Consider the following 18,499-nt stretch of genomic DNA (forward strand, 5'->3'; position numbering starts at 1 on the left):
ACAGGCGGTGGAGCGGGCTTTTATTGAGTATATTATTTAGGGTGGATGGCTATATTGGCTGTTTTCCCGGTTTTCAGTTTCCTACACAAGCATACGAAAAATGCGGTTCTCCAAGATTTTAAACAGGCTCTAAGAACCTGTTCAAAATCCCGGCTAGCCACATATAGTCATCCACCGAAAGTTTCAGACAAAGCGCGTCGCCGAAGACAGTATGCGGTTGTACGGCGCGGGTTTCCCTAAAATGGCACTGCCATTTTTTAGGGTGCCCGGTCAGGCGGCGTAACACCGTATGAGGCTTTTGGTGGATGGCTATATTTCCACGACCGCCCCTTTGACTACAGCGCCTGGGAAGACGTCAGCGACGAACTGCGCTGAGCACTGCCTCGCCGATGCTATTATGAGGCTTTTAGTGGATTGCCATAAACCATAAACGGCCCGTTAAAAAACCGCCCCGGAGGGCGGTTTTTTTCGTGGATGCCGGATTATTTGATCAGGCTGGCGAAGTAGGTCAGGGTGCGGATGAGCTGGTTGGTATAGCTCATTTCGTTGTCGTACCAAGCGACGGTTTTGACCAGTTGTTTGTCGCCGACGGTCATGACGCGGGTTTGGGTGGCGTCAAACAGCGAGCCTTCGCTCAGGCCGATGATGTCGGAGGAAACCAGCTCTTCTTCGGTATAGCCGAAGGATTCGTTAGCAGCGGCTTTCATCGCGGCGTTGATTTCTTCGGCGGTCACTTTTTTCTCAAGGATGGTGACCAGTTCGGTCAAAGAGCCAGTGACAACCGGAACGCGCTGGGCGGCACCGTCAAGTTTGCCGTTGAGTTCGGGGATAACGAGGCCGATGGCTTTGGCTGCGCCGGTGCTGTTCGGCACGATGTTGGCGGCAGCAGCGCGGGCGCGGCGTTTGTCGCCTTTGCGGTGCGGGGCATCGAGCGTCATTTGGTCGCCGGTGTAGGCGTGGATGGTGGTCATCAGGCCTTCAACGACGCCGAATTTGTCTTGCAGGACTTTCGCCATCGGGGCGAGGCAGTTGGTGGTGCAGGAGGCGCCAGAGATGACGGTTTCGCTGCCGTCCAGGATTTTGTGGTTGACGTTGTAAACGATGGTTTTGATGTCGTTGCCGCCCGGTGCGGAGATGACGACTTTCTTCGCGCCCGCCTTGATGTGTTTTTCGGCTTTTTCTTTGCTGGTGAAGAAGCCGGTGCATTCGAGGACGACGTCAACGCCCAGTTGTCCCCACGGCAGTTCTTCCGGGTTGGCATTGGAGAGAACTTTGATTTCTTTGCCGTTGATGACGAGGTTGTCGCCTTTCAGTTCGGCGGTGCCGTGGAAGCGGCCCTGTGCGGTGTCGTATTTGAAGAGGTGCAGCAGCATATCTGCCGGGGTGAGGTCGTTGACGGCAACGACTTCAACGCCTTTGGCCTTGTCCATTTGACGCAGGGCAAGGCGGCCGATGCGACCGAATCCGTTAATGGCTACTTTGATGCTCATAGGTTCACTCCTAGGGTTGTGGGTTGAAAAGCGGCGCGATTATAGCACGGCGACGGGAGATGCGCCCGTTTCGTTACTTTATCGGGGTTGGGTTATTTGCCGCATCCGCAACGGTTGCGGCGGTTTCGCCGTTGTCAAAAACGAGCGTTTTTTCCGGCCAGCGCAGGGCGGCGAGGCGGTAGGCGGAATGTTCGGGCGCGGTGCCGGTCGCGCGGTCACGCCAGCGGGCGCCGACGGCGTAGTCGCAGCAGAAGACGTTATGGTGCGCGCCGTGCCAATGATTGGGCGGGAAGGGAAAGAGCGGGTTGGTCTCGTCCGCCCAGCGACGCCAGTAGTGGCCGATGATGACCGGGGTGGCGTCGCGGTAGTCGTTCCACCAGGCGGCGCGTTCGACGAAGCGCCAGCGTCCGCCCGCGTAAAACGGCGCGGCGGCGAGGGTTTCTGAGCCGCAGGTGAGAACGCGCACCGGGTTGCCGCGGCTGTAGTAGAGGTCGCGTGCGGCGGTGGCGGGACGGAAGGCAGGCGGGCGCGCCGGATCGTCGGGGGTGTCCGCGTGGCGTGTTTCTTCCTGCCAGGCGCTGTACCACGGCTGCGCCGGGGCGTTTTCGTCCAACGCGCTTTCCCACAGGCGGTGTTGCGCGATGAGGTCATCCGTGGCCGCCGCTTGCAGGCGGGCGACGGCGTCGCTGTCCCAGGCGGCGTGGACGATGCGCAGGTCGTCGCGTTGCAAGATGAGCGGTTGGCTGTTGAGGAAGGCGACGAGCGCCGCTTTGCGCGCGGCGGGGTAGTGCTGCCACGGCGCATAGGTGGCGGCATCGCGTGCGGCGCGGGCGTCAAAGTACCAGCCGGAGCCGTCTTTGGCGTCGTCCAGCAGCAGGTTGATTTCGTGGTTGCCGAGGATGCTCTGCACGTTGCCGCAGGCATGTGCGTGCTGGTACCAGTCAAGCACGGCGGGCGTGTCCGGGCCGCGGTCAACGAGGTCGCCGAGGAGGATGAGGTGGCGGTCTTGCGGATGCGCGCCGTTTTCGTCGTAGCCGAGGTGGTGCAGCAGCGCTTGCAGCGCATCGTACTGGCCGTGAATGTCGCCGATGATGTCAAGCGCGCCCGCGGGGAGGGTTTGGATGAGGGGCATGGTGGCAGGCGGGTTGTGGGGATGTGAAAAAGGCGGGGTTGCCCCGCCTTGTTTTTTAGCCTTGCAGCCCCTGTGCCAGTGCGGCGCAGATGTCGTCCGCGTCTTCGAGGCCGACGGAGAGGCGGATGGCACCGTCGCCGAGGCCGATGCGCGCTTTTTCTTCGCCGTCCACGCGGGCGTGGGTGGTGGTGTCGGGGTGGGTGATGATGGTGCGGGCGTCGCCGAGGTTGCCGGTGTTGGACAGCCAGTCGCAGTGGTCGATAAGGTGCCAGGCTGCGTCTTTGCCGCCTTTGAGGTCAAAGCTGACCATGCCGCCGAAGCCGCCGTGCATTTGTTTGGCGGCAAGGGCGTGCTGCGGGTGGCTTTCGAGGCCGGGGTAGTACACGCGGGCGACGGCGGGCTGTGCTTCGAGCCAGCGTGCGACGTGCAGCGCGTTTTTGCTGTGTTCACGCACGCGCAGGGCGAGGGTTTCCAGGCTTTTCAGGTAGAGCCACGCTTCAAAGGCGCCGAGGCCGGTGCCGATGCCGCGCATCAGTTGGTAGAGCGCGGTGCCGTCTGCTTCGTTTTTGCTGATGATGACGCCGCCGAGCGCGCGGCCCTGGCCGTCGATGTATTTGGTGGCGGAATGCACGCTGTAGTCCGCGCCGAGCTCAAGCGGGCGTTGCAGTACCGGGGTGGCGAAGCAGTTGTCCACCGCCAGTTTGGCACCGCCCTGATGGGCGATGTCGGCAATGGCGGCGATGTCGCCAATGGCGAGCAGCGGGTTGGACGGGCTTTCGAGGAACAGGAGGCGGGTGTTGGGACGCATCGCCGCGCGCCAGCCGTCGAGGTCGGTGAGGTTTACCAGGGTGGTTTCGATGCCGAGTTTGGCCAGCGTTTTGCTGAAGAGGTTCAGTATCGAGCCGAAGCAGTTGCGCGAGCAGACGACGTGGTCGCCCGCTTCCAGCGTGGCAAGCGCAAGCGTCAGGACGGCGCTCATGCCGGTGGAGGTGGCGGTGCCGCGCGCGCCGCCTTCGAGGTCGGCCATGCGTTCTTCAAAGGCCTGCACGGTGGGGTTGCCGAAGCGGCTGTACTGGAAGGCCTGTTCGCGTTCGGCAAAGATGTCGGCGGCCTGGGCGGCGCTGTCAAAGGTGAAGGAGGAGGTGAGGTGCAGCGCGGGCGAGTGTTCGCGGTACTGGCTGCGGTAGTGGCTGCCGCGGATGGCGCGGGTGGCGAAGGCTTTTTTGTTGCTCATGGTGGGCTCCGTGAAGGTTGGGGAATGGGGGAAGGGGCTTGTAAACGGCGTTTAGTGCCAGAAATCTGTTGTGGCGGCGAGGATGTCCGCGGTCGGCGTGATGGTTGCCTGCACGATGTTTTGTCCGGTTTTTTTCAGGTAGTGCTGCACCAGGTGGTAGCCGCAGGCGTAGCCCGCCGCGTAGGGCAGTCCGACCGGTTCTTGTCCCTGTAAGGCGGCGATTTCGTCGCCGTAGAGGTAGGGCATCATTTTTTGCACCCCGGTCAGGGCGAGTTTTTCGTGGAATACGGGTTTGAGGGTTTGCAGCTGGGTGGTATTGGTCGCTGTAACCCAGGCGCCGAGGTATTCCGCGCCAAAGAGGTGTTCGGTAAGGCTTTCTGCCAGTCCTTCGCTGATAATCCAGTCGGCAAGGTTGGTTTTTTCCGGCTGCCATTTGATGTGCTGGAAGCGCACGTTGTGGCTGCTTTCGTGGGCGATGGCGGCGGGCAGGCGCGCCAGGGTGTAGGGGTTGGGTATGAGCGACAGCATGATGTAGCCGGGGATGCCGCCGTCGCCGCTGTAGCCGTTGCCCAGTTGTAAGACGCGGCTTTCCGTTTTGCCGATGAGGATGGTGAAGCGGTAGTGGGTAATTTCCAGGGTGATGCCCGCCCGGGTAAACAGGGAAAGGCTGCGCGCGAGGGTCTCTTCGCATTGTTGCCATAGGGTGTCGTCGCTGATGGCGACAATGGCGTCGCGGTCTGCGTCGCCGAGTTCTTGTGGCATACGGTGTACCCAGCCGAGCAGCATCATGGCGTCAAAGCCGTGGGGTTGTTTGGCTTCAAAGGGGATTTGTTGTTGCCAGAATTTTTGTTTGAAGGGGTGCAGGAGGTGTTCGCGGAAGTAGGCGTCTCTTGCGGCGTTCGGCAGGGTGAGTAGTGTCTGGTAGATTTTGTCGGAACGGACGGGTTCGATGTTCATTTGCAGGGCGGTGGTTATCGGCGTGTGCGCCAAGACGGGGTTATTTGACAGCGAGGTTTGTTAGCACCCCTGCCGCTCCTCCACAGGAGGGGCGGAAATTTTTAACGGGAGCTTGCGCTCCCGTTGTCTGGTTATTGGGTGGATTCGAGGCCGTTCAGGGTGGGTTCTTCAACGCCGCCAGTGGTCTGTGCCGGGACGGCGTGCAGCACGCCGGTGTTTTCGTCCACAACCGGGCGGGCGGCAGCGTTGGTGTTATTGGCCGTGCGGGCGGGTTTTTTTTCGCCGCTCAGGCTGTTTTCGATCCATTCGCGCGCTTTGGGCGAGAGTTGTTCGTAGCCCCAGGTTGCCATGCTTTCAAAGTAGGGGGCGAGGGTGGAGTCTTTCCACATCGGCAGTTTGTCCGGGGTGCCAACCATGAATTTGAGGGCGAAGACAACCAGTGCGCCAATCAGTACGCCGCGCACGGTGCCGAGGATAAGGCCAAGCAGGCGGTCGAGGAAGCCAAGTCCCGTCGCTTTCAGCACTTGCGAGATGAGCAGGTTGACCACGCCGATGAGGAAGAGTACGCCGATGAAGATGCCGCCGAAGGCCGCGACGTAGGCGATGTATTTGTCTGGCAGGAATTTGCTGACGTAGGTTTCGGCAACAGGCTGGGCGAACATCCAGGCGGCGTAGAGGGCGACGCCCCAGGCGATGAGCGAGAGGATTTCTTTGAGGAAGCCGCGCATCAGGCCGACCAGCGCCGAGATGACGAGCGCGCCGCCAAGGGCGATGTCAATCCAGTTGAGGGTTTCGAGGTTCATGTGTGGGTATTCTCCGTGTGGGTTTAGGGGTTAGCGGGTGACCTGGCGGGCGTTGATGCCCATTTTGCCGAGGATGTCGATGTAGGGGTTGACGTCCGCCGCCGACAGCGGGCCGACGAAGACGCGGTGGACGCTTTTGCCGTTGACTTGTGCCAGTTCGGTATCGACCGGCCAGCCGCGTTTTTGCAGTTGTGCCATCAGGTTTTCGGCGTTTTCCTGGCTGCTGAAGGCGCCCGCCTGTACCCAGGAGCCGCCTTTGCGCGGTTTGGCTTTTTCGGGCGGCGTGGCGGCCGCGGGGGCGCTGTCTGTGGCGGGCGGGGCGGTGTTTTTGGCGACGGTTTTTTGGTTGGCGGCGATTTGGGCGGCTTCACGCGCTTTGGCTTTGTCCGAGCCGGGGTTGCTGAGTACGGGCTGCGGTGTGCTGTTGTCGTCGTTCAGGGATTCGAGGGCGAAGGCGGGCTGTGGTGGCGCGGTATCGGCGGGCGGCGCGACCGGCGGCAGCGGCGCGGGGGTGATGGTCTGGCTTTCGCCGTTCACTTCGAGCGAGATGTCCTGTTGTAGTGCGGGCGGGATTTCCGGCGTGAACCAGCCGTCGAAGATGACGAGGCCGAGGACGAGCGCGATGAGCAGGCCTATCAGGCGGAGCGTCCATTTGTTCATGTGTGTTTCTCCAGTACGGCGGCGACGGTCACGAAGGAGCCGAAGACGATGATGGTGTCTTGCGGGCGCGCCAGCGTGCAGGCTTGTTGGCAGGCGGTGTTAATGTCTTCGCATGATAGCAATTTTTCCGCGGCGATGCCTGCCTCGCGCGCGTGTGCGGCCAGCGTCGCCACGTCTGTTCCGCGCACGCCGGGCAGGCCGGTGAGTATCCATTGGTCGATTTCCGGGGCGAGGTGGCGGTAGATGGCGTGGTGGTCTTTGTCGCGCAGCATCCCGCACAGCGCGATAAAGCGGCCGTGGCGTGGCATATCGTGCAGCCAGGCGGCGAGGACTTCGGCGCTGTCGGCGTTGTGGGCAACGTCAAACAGCCAGCGCGGTTCGCCCGCGATTTGCATCAGCCGCGCCGGGTTTTGGGTGTGTATAACGGCGTGGGCGACGCGGGCGGCGTCGAGGCGCAGCCACGGGGCGAGGGCGGCGAGCGCGGCGGCAAGGTGGCCGTATTGGTGCGCGCCGGGCATCAGCGGCGGTTTGGGCAGGCGGGCGCTAAATCCGGGGACGGTTATTTGAATGCTGTCCGGTTGTGCGGCGACTTGCAGCGCATCGCCGTAGCGGTAAACGGTCGCGCCCAGTTCGTCGGCGCGTGCGTGCAGCGCGGCGGGCGGGTGTGCGTCAGGGAAGTACACGCGCTGGCCGGGGCGGATGATGCCTGCTTTTTCGCGGGCGATGGTTTCGATGTCGTGGCCGAGCCAGTCCTGGTGGTCGAGGCCGATGCGGGTGATGATGGCGGCGTCGGCGTCGATGATGTTGGTCGCGTCCAGCCGTCCGCCGAGGCCGACTTCGAGGACGGCGACTTGTGGCTGGCGGCGGGCGATGAGGTAGAAGGCGGCGAGTGCCGACCATTCAAAGTAGCTGAGCGAGATGTCGCCGCGCGCCGCGTCCACCGCCTCAAAGGCGGCGACGAGTTCGGTTTCGCGTACCCAGACGCCGTCAAAGCGGATGCGCTCGCGGTAGTCGTTGAGATGCGGCGAGCTGAAGCTGGCGACGCTCACGCCGTGCGCTTTGCACAGGCCTTCCACCCAGCAGACGCAGGAGCCTTTGCCGTTGGTTCCGGCGACGGTGATGATGTGGGCGGCGAGGCGGGGCGCGCCCATCGCTTGCCAGACGGCGCCGACCCGTTCCAGTCCCAAATCCCAGGCTTTGTCATGCGCGGTTTCTTGCCACGCGAGCCATTCGTGCAGGCTGCGGTTCATGGTTTTTCTGCAGGCTCCGCAGCGGTTTCGCTGCTGTCGGCGACGGCAGCGGTGTAGTCGGGGGCGGGTGCTTCCGGCGGCGGGGTGTCTTCGTCGTCTGCGCGCGGCAGCGGCGGCTCGTTCATCAGCATGCCGAGCAGGGCGGCAAGTTCTTCGCGCATCTGGCGGCGGTCGATAATCATGTCTATCGCGCCTTTTTCTAACAGAAATTCGCTGCGCTGGAAGCCTTCCGGCAGTTTTTCGCGCACGGTTTGTTCGATGACGCGCGGGCCGGCGAAGCCAATCAGCGCGCCCGGTTCGGCGATGATGAGGTCGCCGAGCATGGCGAGCGAGGCGGAGACGCCACCCATCGTCGGGTCGGTGAGGACGGAGATGAAGGGCAGTCCGGCATCGCCGAGGCGGGTGAGGATGGCGCTGGTTTTCGCCATTTGCATCAGCGAGGTCAGTCCTTCCTGCATCCGCGCGCCGCCGCTGGCGGAGAAGCAGACGAACGGCGTGCCTGCGGCAAGGGCGTGTTCGGCGGCGAGGACGAAGCGTTCGCCGACGACGGAGCCCATTGAGCCGCCCATGAAGTCAAATTCAAAGGCGGCAGCGGTGAGCGGGCGGCCATAGAGCAGGCCGCTCATGGCGACCATCGCGTCGTGCTCTTCGGTTTTTTTCTGCGCCTGGCTGATGCGGTCGCGGTAGCGTTTGCTGTCCTTGAATTTGAGGAAGTCGGCGGGTTGCAGGCCGACGCCGATTTCGGTGGTTTCGCCATCTTTGTCAAAGAGTTGGCTCAGCCGTTTGCGCGCACCGATGCGCATATGGTGGCCGCATTTGGGGCAGACTTGCTGGTGGTGCTCGAGGTCTTGCGCGTAGAGGACTTCGTTGCAGCCGTCGCATTTTTTCCAGAGGCCGTCCGGAACGGAGGGTTTTTTGTTGGAGGTTTTGATGCGCGACGGCATCAGGCTGTCGAACCAGCTCATGCTTGCTCCTGGTCAAGGTGGGCGCGGATGTCGCGGATGAAGGCGGTGGCGGTATCACTCAGCGCTTCGTTCGCGGCAAAGGCGGCGTGCAGGCGGGCGACCAGGGCGCTGCCGATGACGACGCCGTCGGCAAGGTCGGCCATTTGTCGCGCGGTGTTGCCGTCGCGGATGCCGAAGCCGATGCAAACGGGGATGTCGGTCTCGCTTTTCAGGGTGCGGATGTCGGCGGCAATCGCTTCGGCCTGTGCTTCCTGCGTGCCGGTGACGCCGCGCAAGGAGACGAAGTAGAGGAAGCCGCTGGTGTGCTGGAGGATGGTTTGGCGGCGTTCGGCGGTGGTGGTCGGCGCGACCAGCATGATGGGGGTGATGCCACTCGCTTGCAGCGCGGCATCGTAATCGGCGAGCGCTTCCACCGGGCAATCGACGAGAATCACCGCGTCGCCGCCCGCCGCCTTGATGTCGGCCATCGCGCGGGCAAATCCGGCGCGTTCAAAGCTGTTGAGGTAGCCCATCAGCACCAGCGGCGTCTCGCTGTCCTGCTCACGAAATTCGCGCACGATGGCGAGCGTCTGCGCGAAGGTTACGCCACGCGCCAGCGCGCGTTCATTCGCCTGCTGGATGGTTTCGCCGTCGGCGGCGGGATCAGAGAAGGGAATGCCCAATTCCAGCACGTCTGCGCCGCCTGCGACCAGCGCGTGCAATACGGCGGCGGTTTGCGCCGGGTCGGGGTCGCCCGCGCTGATGTAGGGGATGAGCGCCTTGCGGTTTTGCGCCTTCAGCGCGGCGAAACGGGCAGGCAGACGCGGCGGCGGCGCGGCGGGGGGCGTTTCGGGTTCTTGCGGTTGCGACGCGAATAAACGTTGAAAAAATCGGATCATGGTTGCCTCACAAGGTGATGCCGTCGCGGGCGGCGATGGTATTGATGTCTTTGTCGCCACGGCCGGAAATATTGACGATGATGCGTTTGCCCGCGCCCAGCTCGCGCGCCAGCTTCAGGCCGTAGGCGACAGCGTGCGCCGATTCCAGCGCGGGAATGATGCCTTCGAGATGGCAAAGGTCATGGAAGGCGGCCAGCGCTTCGTCGTCGTTGATGGCGACGTACTGCGCCCGCCCCGTTTCCTTGAGCCAAGCGTGTTCCGGGCCGACGCCGGGATAATCCAGCCCGGCAGAAACCGAATGCGTCTGCGCGATTTGCCCGTCCGCATCGCTCATCACATAAGTGCGGTTACCGTGCAGCACGCCGACCGGTGCATTGGCGGTGAGCGGCGCGGCGTGTTCGCCCGTTTCGACGCCATGCCCGCCCGCCTCAACGCCATAGAGCGCGACCGGGTCGTCATAAAACGGATAAAAGAGGCCGATGGCATTCGAGCCGCCGCCGACACAGGCGACGACCGCATCGGGCAGCGCGCCAAATTGTGCCTGCGCCTGTGCCTTCGCCTCCTCGCCGATGACCTTCTGAAAATCGCGCACCAGCTCCGGGTAGGGGTGGGGGCCGGCGGCAGTGCCGATGATATAAAACGTGTTGTCCACATTCGCCGCCCAGTCGCGCAGCGCCTCGTTCAGCGCATCCTTGAGCGTGCGGCTGCCCGCCGACACCGGGACGACCGTCGCACCGAGCAACTTCATCCGGTACACATTCGGCGCCTGGCGCTGCACATCATCCGCGCCCATATACACCACACATTCCAGGCCGAGGCGGGCGGCAACCGTCGCGCTCGCCACGCCGTGCTGACCCGCGCCGGTTTCCGCAATCACGCGCGGCTTGCCGAGGCGGGCGGCCAAAAGCGCCTGACCGATGGTGTTGTTAATCTTGTGTGCGCCGGTGTGGTTCAAATCCTCGCGCTTCAGCCAAATCTCCGCGCCGCCTGCCTTCTCCGACAGGCGTTTGGCGAAATACAGCGGCGACGGGCGGCCGACATAATCGGCCAGCTCCGCGCGGAACTGCGCCCAAAAAGCAGGGTCATCCTGCGCGGCGCGATAAGCAGATTCCAGTTGCAGCACGGCCTGCATCAAAGTTTCGGCGACAAATTGCCCGCCAAAGCGGCCAAAATAGCCACGGGCGTCAGGGAGCGTCGGATTCATAAACATTCCTTACGGCGGTGAAGAAAGCCTGCATTTTAACAGAGGACTTTACGCCGGGCGCGCTTTCCACGCCGCTGGAAACATCGACCGCGAACGGGCGGAAACGGTGGATGGCGTCGCCGACATTGCCCGCGTGCAGGCCGCCGGCGAGGATGACGGGGCGGTCGGTTGGCGGCAGGCGCGACCAGTCAAACGCCTCGCCGCTGCCGCCCATCTGCGCCTTGCCGAAAGTATCGAACAAAAACGCGTTGCTGTCGGGATACGCGGCGAGCCACGCCGCCGCGCTGGCGGCATCAGGCAGGTCGCGCATTGGCACCGCCTTGAACCAGCGGCGGCCAAACTGGCGGCAATAATCCGCAGTTTCCACGCCATGAAACTGCAACTGATCCAGCGGCAGCACGGCGAGCGTTTCGCGCACGACAGCGGCGGGCGCATCGACAAACAGCCCGACCGCACTCACCAGCGGCGGCACCAGCGCGAGCAGTTTTTCCGCCTGGGCGAGGGTGACATGGCGCGGCGAGCGCTCATAAAAAACAAAACCGAGGGCATCGGCACCGCAATTAACAGCGGCTTTGACATCATCGGCGCGGGTCAGCCCGCAGATTTTGATTCGGGTGGGCATCGGGTTTTTGGGGTTGGGTTAGCGGGAAATATACATACACGGAAGCGCTCAAGGTGTATGTAAATCGGTATTTCTGTGCGGGGTAGGGTGGGGCTTGCCCCACCGAAAAAACGACCGCCATTTTTCACATGGCGGGTTATTCGCTACATTCATGGTGGGGCAAGCCCCACCCTACAAATAAATATCAGGCTTTGCGGAAGGTCATCGCATAAAAACGGTTATCCCAAAGGAAATGCGTTTTTCGCTCGCGCGCGTTGTCAGGAATGGCATTTTCAATTTCCGCCAAATCAAATTGCGCGTCGGCGTAGGCTTTTTTCGTCAGCGCGTTTTTCTGGTATTGGCTTTCAATGAAATCCTGGGTTTCGTCCGCTATCATCAGTAATGTTCCCGGTTTGGCAACACGCAGCATTTCCCGAATCGCCCGCGCCTTGTCGGTAAAGAAATTGATGCCGCCGACGTGAAAGACGATGTCAAAGCGGTTATCGGCAAAGGGCAAATCTTCGGCGGCGCAATGCACGAGTGATAAATCGAGTTTGCGGCTCCAGACTTTTTGTGCACGGCGCAGCATTCCCATAGATATATCCGCGCCAACGAGTTGCAGGCTTTTCGCGTCCACATTCGCCGGGATATAGTTGAAATCTTTGCCGGTGCCGATGGAGACGTAAAGCACGTTTGCGCCGTTTCGCCATTCCAGTAATTGCATCATGTCGCGCCGCATTTTGGCGACGGTATTGCCGTATTTAAGAAAGCCTATCCAGCGTTCGCCAAAATCGTACAGCGGGGCGAGGCGGTCATAGAGTTTGCGGTATTTGTCGTTGTCGCCGGATAGATATTGCGGGTTGAGGTATTCGAGGATGCCGTTTTTTTCAGAGAGAAAGGCGGGATTGAGGTCGCCGCGCATAAAAGGCGCGAGGGATGAGGGGATTTGCATGGGGATTCTTCCATTGTAGGGTGGGGCTTGCCCCACCATTAAAGGTGCTATTGTTTTTGCGGTGGGGCAAGCCCCACCCTACGGGCGATAAATGAAATGGCGGGGAAATCCCCGCCGGTTTTTGGTCAGTAATATTCGCCGTGGCGGTAATCCCAGGTGTTAAAGCTGTCGGCGAGGTGCATCATGATGCGGTCAATGTCCAGCCCTTTGCGGATGACCACCGGGCAGGGTTGCACCGAGCGTTCGCCTTTTTGTTCCGGCACAAGCGCACCGTTTTTATCAACCATCGACACCATCACGCCTTGTTCGTAGCGGGTTTCTACGGTTTTGTCCGGCTGGATGGAGGCGACGTAGTCGTCCGCTTCGATGACGAGATCTACTTTGCTGGCGATGCGCTCGCCGATGCCTTCAACTTTGCCACGGTTTCCCTTGCCGGAGGGGTTGGCGGAGGAGGCATAGATCATTTTGCCCTCGGTGCGCCAGAGGTGTTCTGCCAGTTGTTCGCCCGGCACGCCGAATTTGATGACAAAGCAGCTGGTGCCGCGTCCGTCCATCATCAGTTCGTCGCGGCCGTCCTGCGGCAGCGCGGCTTTGGCGTCTGCGCGCCACGGCAGGATGCAGCCGAGGAGGATGTCTTCGTCCCAGTGTTTTTGGTAGAAGGCTTCGATTTCGGGGTTGAGTTGGGCGAGCGCGCGCAATTGCTCCATGCTGCCGCAGAGGACGACGCCGGGTTTGTTGCGCTTGCGTTCTTTGGCATCGAATTTGCGCTCAAGGCCGGTCTTGTCGGTCGCCATGATGATGTAACCGACTTTGGTCGGGCAGACGATGACGCCGCCCGGCTGTTGCAGCGCGGCGAGGCCTTCGGCGGAGAGGGTTTGGTTCCAGTGGGTGCGTTGGGTCATGGGGACTCCTTAGGGTTCATGGGTTATTTGAGGAAAGCGGCGATGACGGCGACCAGCGTCATGAAGAACATCACCCATTTCAGGGTCTTGGGTTTGACCTTGACCGCGAGGCGGACGCCGTAGTGCGCGCCAATCATGTTGCCGACGGCGAGGACGAGGCCGGTCGTCCAGTCCACCTGGCCGCGCCAGACGAAGATGGCGAGCGCCACCAGGGTGAAAAAGAGGGTGCAGACGAGTTTTAAGGCGCTCGACTGGACGATGTCGTAGCGCAGGCAGCCGGCGATGGCGGTTATCAGCACGAAGCCGACGCCCGCCTGGACGAAGCCGCCGTAAACACCGCCGAGCCACAGCCAGAACCAGGCGCGCCAGCCCGCCTGTTTGACGGTAAAGGGGACGGTGCCGGGCGGCGGCATGACGACCGACGGCACAAAGAGCATGATGGCGGCCATCGCCAGCATGGTGCCGAGCAGGAGCGGTTTGATGATTTGGTGCGGCGCGTAAGCGGCGATGACCGCGCCGCAGATACCGCCGATGATGGTCGGCACGATGATGCCGGTGAGGTCGTGCGTTGGCAGTTTGCCCGCGCGGAGGAAGCCGCGCACGCCGACGATGCTTTGCAGGGCGATGCCGACGCGGTTGGTGGCGTTGGCGACTTGCGCCGGGTAGCCCATCATCATCAGCACGGGCAGGATGATGTTAGAGCCGCCGCCCGCCATGACGTTGATGACGCCGCAGATGACGCCGAGGGCGGTGATGAGGAGGTAGTGATGCAGTTGTAAATCCATGAGTGTGCGGGGGGTTATGGGGGGCGGGACAGTTTACAGTCACTTGAGCGCTTGGGGTGTATGTAAACGGGTAATCAGGCCGGGTCAGTCAGCGGCTGCCAAAGTAAATCAATCCGGCGAGGAAGAGTAGCAGTATTCATTGGCCGAGGCGCAGGTAATTTTGGCGGAATGGCCGCGACAGGGCGACGGTGGCAAGGAAGAATGCGGCGCAGCCTGCGAGGTAAGTGGCAAGGAATTGCAGCACGGTTTGCGGCTGGCGGATGTAACTGGTGAAGTTAATCAGCGTCAGCGCGGTGGTGGCAAGGAGCAGGTCGAGTGTGACCCAGTGGAAGGTGCAGCGCGCCAGCGTCCACGCTTCCCGCTGTTTGCCTTGGTCGTCGTTTGCGTCGGGTTCGATGGCTTTGAGGTCGCGGTCGCCCATGATGGCGTGCACCAGCAGGGTAATGAGGAGCAGGGCATCGGCTGTGAGGAGGATGGTGTTCATGGTTGGTCGCGGGTGTTGGTGGGATGGTTTACATACACTTGAGCGCTCAGGGTGTATGTATAGTGGAATAAAACAGAAACAGCCCAAGAATTCCCCCTCCCCCGCAGGGCGAAGCCCGCAGCGGGGGAGGGACGGGGTGGGGGTAAGCAATAATATTGATGAATCAAAATCCTATTTTTCACGTTTGCTGCCCTCACCATAGCCCTCTCTCGCTACGCGAGCAATGCTTGTCCCACAGGGAGAGGGAACATATCGGCGCTTTGCCTTGCTTCAGTTCACTATGCGGGTCTTGAATTTGGGTGATTTCAAATTTATTCCATTATATAAAGGGTTTAGCTGCCGCAGCAGATGGCATGGACGGGCAGGCCTTCGTGCAATGTTTCTTCGCGTTCGCACCTTTTATTTCTGGTTGAGGTTAATCCGGCGGCGGTAGCGAACTGTTTTCGCCGGGATTTGTTTCAACCACCTGCGCTGTGAAAATTACTGGCGTGGATGGGTATCAATCATCGTCTCCACGTTTTTTGCCGAATAATTCGTGCCAAAGCCATAACAAACCCAATATCAGCGGAAACAGGGAAAGAATAATGTGTCCCCCTGGCCCGCCAAACCATCCATAAAACCATTTGCCTACCATTTCTTTGACTTCGGCGGTTCCTGGATCTTTTTCCAGATAAAGGATTTCTATGGGTGTGCCTGGCGTGAAGGTATCGCCGTGGGTATAGCGTTTGAAAGTCTCTTTATCGATAGAGAAATGACCTTGGCGCCCCTGATAATCTATCGAGAATTCATAGCGGGTGCCGGAAAAAATGCCTTTACGCACTTCTACTTTCTGTAATTCTCCCTGCACGGTTATACCCTGCTTTTCCAGCGTGTTTTGTGCGCGAATGTCATCAATACCGGCTTTCATTAACCAGCCGCCAAACGCGGCAAGACCAAATGCCAGCAAGGTATCTTTGATTGCCATATTTTTTTGTTCTCCTGAGGTCAAAATTAAAGGCGCGCGGATTTTGTCAGCGCGTTTGTCATTACGCGGAATGTTCCAGATGCCAAGTGAGGCCGGTATTGCAGGCGGTGACGGCTTCGTTGAAGGCGTGTGCGTCGGGGCAGGTTTCGCTACCGAATGTCCAATAGACGTGGCGCAGGATTTCGTGGCTCATGGGGGTTCCGGTTTGTGGGGTTTGGCAGGGCGGTTTATATACACTTGAGCGCTCAATGTGTATGTAAATGGGGTTGTTGAATGGGTGTTGTCGCTGTGCGGTTTTTTTGCTGCCCCCACCCCAACCCTCCCCCACGGGGGAGGGGGCAGAGCAGCGGACGATTCGGCATTGGCGGTATGCCGGCTAACCCCGCCTCCAGTTCCTCCCACACAGGGGGAGGAGAGCCGGTTAGCTGGTATTCGGGCTGCGGTTGCTTTATCCGGCAGGAAGCGGTGCGCCAAGGCGCACGCTATGGCGGGTCTTACATACAGGATGACGGGGAAGGTGTATGTAAGTGGGGTGGTTGTATGGGTGTTGTCGCTGTGCGGTTTTTTTTGCTGGCCCCACCCCAACCCTCTCCCACGGGGGAGGGGGCTGTTCGGTGATTTACATACACATCGAGCGCTCAGGTGTATGTAAATGGCGGGGGTTGCGGGCGATGTTGTATTAGTGCCGGAATCGCTGGCGCTACCCCCTCCCCGTCCCTCCCCCGCTGCGGACGCTGGCGCGTCCTGCGAGGGAGGGGGCAGAACGGCGGGTATTCGGGCGGCGGTTGTTTTATCCAGCGGGAGGTAGCGCGCCGGGGCGCATTTTTGGGGAGGCAATGCGGCGGGGTTACGGCGCATTGTTGTAGGTTTTGAGCAGGGTACTCATGTTCTGCCCTTCGAGTTTTTTCTGGATGCCGATGGCCTGGTCTTTGCTGGCGTAGGGGCCGACGAGGACGAGGTAGTGTTTGTTTTCGCCGTAGATGACTTCAACCGGCAGGTCGCCCAGCGCCGCTTTTTTCCGCATTTGTTCGGCCTGCGCTTTGTCTTTGAAGGCGCCGACCTGGATGCGGTAGTTCGCGCCTTTGACGGTTGGCGGGCGCGGTTTTTTTTCGGTTTTGGCGGCGGCGGGTTTGTCTGTTTTGGCGGCGGGCGCGGCGGCTTCGGCGCGGACTTCTTCGCTGCGGCGCTGGAGTTCGTTGTAGAAGGAGTATTTGGGTTGGCCACTTTTGCGCGGGGTGCTGGCTATCGCCGGGCGTGCCGGTTTGGCGGCTGCAGCGGGCTGTGCTTTGGCGATTTGCGGGTTGGCGTCGTCGCTGTGGCTGTTGCCGTCTTTTTGCCCGAACATATTGCCCAGCACGAAGCCGAAGACGATGAGGACGACCGCCATCATCGAGCCGCCGAGGAAGCGGGCAGCGAGGTAGTTGTCCGGTTTGTTTGGTTTTTTTGCCATTACATCCGTTCCCTGGCAGCGACGCCGATGATGTTCAGGCCGTTGCGCAGCACCTGGCGCACGGCGTGGGTGAGTAGCAGGCGGGCGTCGCGCAGTGCGGCGTCGTCGTGCAGTACTTTGTGGCCGGCGTCGTAGTATTGGTGCCAGGCGCCGGCGAGGTCTTTGAGGTAGTTGACGATGAGGTGTCCTGCCATTTGGTTGCCCGCTGCGGCAATGGTGTCGGGGTAGCGGGCGAGTTCGCGCAAAAGCGCTTTTTCTTCGGGTTCGGTGAGTTGTTCGCGCGCTGCGAGGGCGGCGGTTGGGTCGAAGTTGATATTTTCTTCGCGCGCGCGTTCGAGGACGCGGGTGGTGCGCGCGTGGGCGTACTGGACGTAGTAGTAGGGGTTGTCTTTGCTGTGCGAGACGGCGAGGTCGAGGTCGAAGTCGAGGTGTTGTTCGGGTTTGCGCATGATGTAGTAGAAGCGCGCGGCGTCGGAGCCGACTTGGGCGCGCAGGTCGCGCAGGGTGACGAATTGGCCGGAGCGGGTGGACATTTGGATTTTTTCGCCGTTTTGGTAGAGCACGGCGAATTGCACCAGGGTGATGTCGAGTTTTTCGGGGTCGAGTCCGAGGGCGGCGAGCGAGGCGCGGACGCGCGCCATGTAGCCGTGGTGGTCGGCGCCGAAGATGTCGATCATGCGGTCGTAGCCGCGCTGGTATTTGTCGTAGTGGTAGGCGATGTCGGAGGCGAAGTAGGTGGTGATGCCGTTTTCGCGTTTGACGACGCGGTCTTTTTCGTCGCCGAAGTCGCTGGCGCGGAACCAGAGCGCGCCGTTTTGTTGGTACAGGTAGCCGCGCGCGCGCAGGATGTCCAGCATTTGTTCGATGCGGCCTGCGGTGAAGAGTGAGCGTTCGGAGTACCAGCGGTCGAAGGTGACGCCGAATTGTTGCAGGTCTTCGCGGATGTCGGCGACTTCGGCGTCAAGTCCTGCGTCGAAGATGGCGCGGTAGTCGGTTTCGCCGAGGGTGTGTTTGAGGGCGGCGATGGCGGCGTCTATCCAGGCGTCGCGTTCGCCGTTGTCGATGGCTTCTGCGCTCCATTCTGCCGGGTGGGCGGGTACCCAGCTGTCGGCGGCGTGGTAGTGCTGCTCGCCGTAGCGGGCGTAGTGTTCGCGCGCGATGTTTTTGACGTAGTCGCCCTGGTAGATGCCTTGCGGCAGGGCGCGGTCGCTGCCGCATTCTTGCATATAGCGCCAATAGACGGAGAGGGCGAGGATGTCCATCTGCCGCCCGGCGTCATTGACGTAGTATTCGCTTTCGACGTGATGACCGTTGGCGCGGAGGATGTTGGCGAGGGTCGCGCCGTAGGCGGCGCCGCGTCCGTGGCCGACGTGCAGCGGCCCGGTCGGGTTGGCGGAGACGTATTCGAGCAGGATTTTTTGCGGGTGTTCGGCGGTGTGGCGGCCAAAGGCGTCGCCTTCGCGCACGATGTCTGCCAAGACGGCGCTGTCGCTGCCGCTCTCAAGGCGGATGTTGATGAAGCCGGGGCCTGCGATTTCGAGGGCGGCGACGCCAGGGATTTCCGGCAGGGCGGCGATGAGGGCTTCGGCGAGTTGGCGCGGGTTCATGCCGAGGGTTTTGGCGTGTTGCATGGCGACGTTGGTGGTGTAGTCGCCGTGCGCGGGGTTTTTGCTGCGGCCAAGTTCCGGGGTTTGGGCGAGTTGTTGCAGGTCAATTTGTTGTTTTTGTGCGACGGTGTGCAGAGCGGCAGTCAGGCCAGTCAGGATGCGGGTTTTCACGGGTTTTCTC

Annotated in this window: 19 protein-coding genes; all 19 read right to left on the reverse strand. The window is 61.3% G+C overall.

The features are described 5' to 3' along the window. Positions 1–482: 482 nt before the first annotated feature. The 19 genes from gap to argS all read right to left on the reverse strand — a co-directional run bounded on the left by gap (position 483) and on the right by argS (position 18,489). On the reverse strand, positions 483–1,490 hold the full coding sequence (gene gap, locus ACO54Z_RS00725; RefSeq protein ID WP_485995292.1) for a type I glyceraldehyde-3-phosphate dehydrogenase: 1,008 nt from the start codon (positions 1,488–1,490) through the stop codon (positions 483–485). Between the two features lie 73 nt (positions 1,491–1,563). Further along, positions 1,564–2,622 carry a metallophosphoesterase gene (locus ACO54Z_RS00730; RefSeq protein WP_485995293.1) on the reverse strand — a complete coding sequence of 353 codons (1,059 nt, stop codon included), beginning with the start codon at positions 2,620–2,622 and terminating at the stop codon, positions 1,564–1,566. Positions 2,623–2,677: 55 nt separating this feature from the next. Further along, the gene (locus tag ACO54Z_RS00735; protein WP_485995294.1) at positions 2,678–3,856 is read right to left on the reverse strand and encodes an O-succinylhomoserine sulfhydrylase; all 1,179 of its coding nucleotides are present in this window, start codon (positions 3,854–3,856) and stop codon (positions 2,678–2,680) included. A gap of 51 nt (positions 3,857–3,907) precedes the next feature. Beyond that, a complete protein-coding gene (locus ACO54Z_RS00740; protein ID WP_485995295.1) occupies positions 3,908–4,813 on the reverse strand; it encodes a DUF2268 domain-containing putative Zn-dependent protease in 906 nt (301 codons plus the stop codon). Between the two features lie 131 nt (positions 4,814–4,944). After that, entirely contained in the window at positions 4,945–5,616 is a 672-nt protein-coding gene (locus ACO54Z_RS00745) for a CvpA family protein (protein ID WP_485995296.1), read from the reverse strand. Between the two features lie 30 nt (positions 5,617–5,646). Beyond that, positions 5,647–6,276 carry an SPOR domain-containing protein gene (locus tag ACO54Z_RS00750; protein WP_485995297.1) on the reverse strand — a complete coding sequence of 210 codons (630 nt, stop codon included), beginning with the start codon at positions 6,274–6,276 and terminating at the stop codon, positions 5,647–5,649. Beyond that, positions 6,273–7,526: a bifunctional folylpolyglutamate synthase/dihydrofolate synthase gene (locus ACO54Z_RS00755; protein ID WP_485995298.1), complete on the reverse strand. Its 1,254-nt coding sequence runs from the start codon at positions 7,524–7,526 to the stop codon at positions 6,273–6,275. Before ACO54Z_RS00755 ends, ACO54Z_RS00750 begins: the two co-directional genes overlap by 4 nt. After that, a complete protein-coding gene (accD, locus tag ACO54Z_RS00760) occupies positions 7,523–8,491 on the reverse strand; it encodes an acetyl-CoA carboxylase, carboxyltransferase subunit beta (protein WP_485995299.1) in 969 nt (322 codons plus the stop codon). The genes ACO54Z_RS00755 and accD overlap by 4 nt, the downstream gene beginning before the upstream one ends. Next, entirely contained in the window at positions 8,488–9,369 is an 882-nt protein-coding gene (gene trpA, locus ACO54Z_RS00765; RefSeq protein WP_485995300.1) for a tryptophan synthase subunit alpha, read from the reverse strand. The genes accD and trpA overlap by 4 nt, the downstream gene beginning before the upstream one ends. A 7-nt stretch (positions 9,370–9,376) precedes the next feature. Further along, positions 9,377–10,573, reverse strand: a complete 1,197-nt coding sequence (trpB, locus tag ACO54Z_RS00770) for a tryptophan synthase subunit beta (protein WP_485995301.1) — start codon at positions 10,571–10,573, stop codon at positions 9,377–9,379. Beyond that, the gene (locus ACO54Z_RS00775) at positions 10,554–11,195 is read right to left on the reverse strand and encodes a phosphoribosylanthranilate isomerase (protein ID WP_485995302.1); all 642 of its coding nucleotides are present in this window, start codon (positions 11,193–11,195) and stop codon (positions 10,554–10,556) included. Before ACO54Z_RS00775 ends, trpB begins: the two co-directional genes overlap by 20 nt. A gap of 184 nt (positions 11,196–11,379) precedes the next feature. After that, positions 11,380–12,120 (reverse strand): class I SAM-dependent methyltransferase, encoded by a 741-nt coding sequence (locus ACO54Z_RS00780; RefSeq protein ID WP_485995312.1) that lies wholly within the window; start codon positions 12,118–12,120, stop codon positions 11,380–11,382. A 131-nt stretch (positions 12,121–12,251) separates the two neighbouring features. Then, on the reverse strand, positions 12,252–13,028 hold the full coding sequence (locus tag ACO54Z_RS00785; RefSeq protein ID WP_485995303.1) for an L-threonylcarbamoyladenylate synthase: 777 nt from the start codon (positions 13,026–13,028) through the stop codon (positions 12,252–12,254). 23 nt (positions 13,029–13,051) lie between these two features. Further along, the gene (locus tag ACO54Z_RS00790) at positions 13,052–13,813 is read right to left on the reverse strand and encodes a sulfite exporter TauE/SafE family protein (protein ID WP_485995304.1); all 762 of its coding nucleotides are present in this window, start codon (positions 13,811–13,813) and stop codon (positions 13,052–13,054) included. 136 nt (positions 13,814–13,949) lie between these two features. Then, entirely contained in the window at positions 13,950–14,297 is a 348-nt protein-coding gene (locus ACO54Z_RS00795; protein ID WP_298080357.1) for a hypothetical protein, read from the reverse strand. Positions 14,298–14,796: 499 nt separating this feature from the next. Further along, the gene (locus tag ACO54Z_RS00800; RefSeq protein WP_485995305.1) at positions 14,797–15,261 is read right to left on the reverse strand and encodes a DUF3592 domain-containing protein; all 465 of its coding nucleotides are present in this window, start codon (positions 15,259–15,261) and stop codon (positions 14,797–14,799) included. A gap of 61 nt (positions 15,262–15,322) precedes the next feature. Continuing rightward, positions 15,323–15,454 carry a hypothetical protein gene (locus ACO54Z_RS00805; protein ID WP_314066640.1) on the reverse strand — a complete coding sequence of 44 codons (132 nt, stop codon included), beginning with the start codon at positions 15,452–15,454 and terminating at the stop codon, positions 15,323–15,325. 654 nt (positions 15,455–16,108) lie between these two features. After that, a complete protein-coding gene (locus ACO54Z_RS00810) occupies positions 16,109–16,711 on the reverse strand; it encodes an SPOR domain-containing protein (protein ID WP_485995306.1) in 603 nt (200 codons plus the stop codon). Beyond that, on the reverse strand, positions 16,711–18,489 hold the full coding sequence (argS, locus tag ACO54Z_RS00815; protein WP_485995307.1) for an arginine--tRNA ligase: 1,779 nt from the start codon (positions 18,487–18,489) through the stop codon (positions 16,711–16,713). The genes ACO54Z_RS00810 and argS overlap by 1 nt, the downstream gene beginning before the upstream one ends. Positions 18,490–18,499: the final 10 nt, after the last annotated feature.

It is taken from the genome of Cardiobacterium sp., assembly GCF_057314735.1.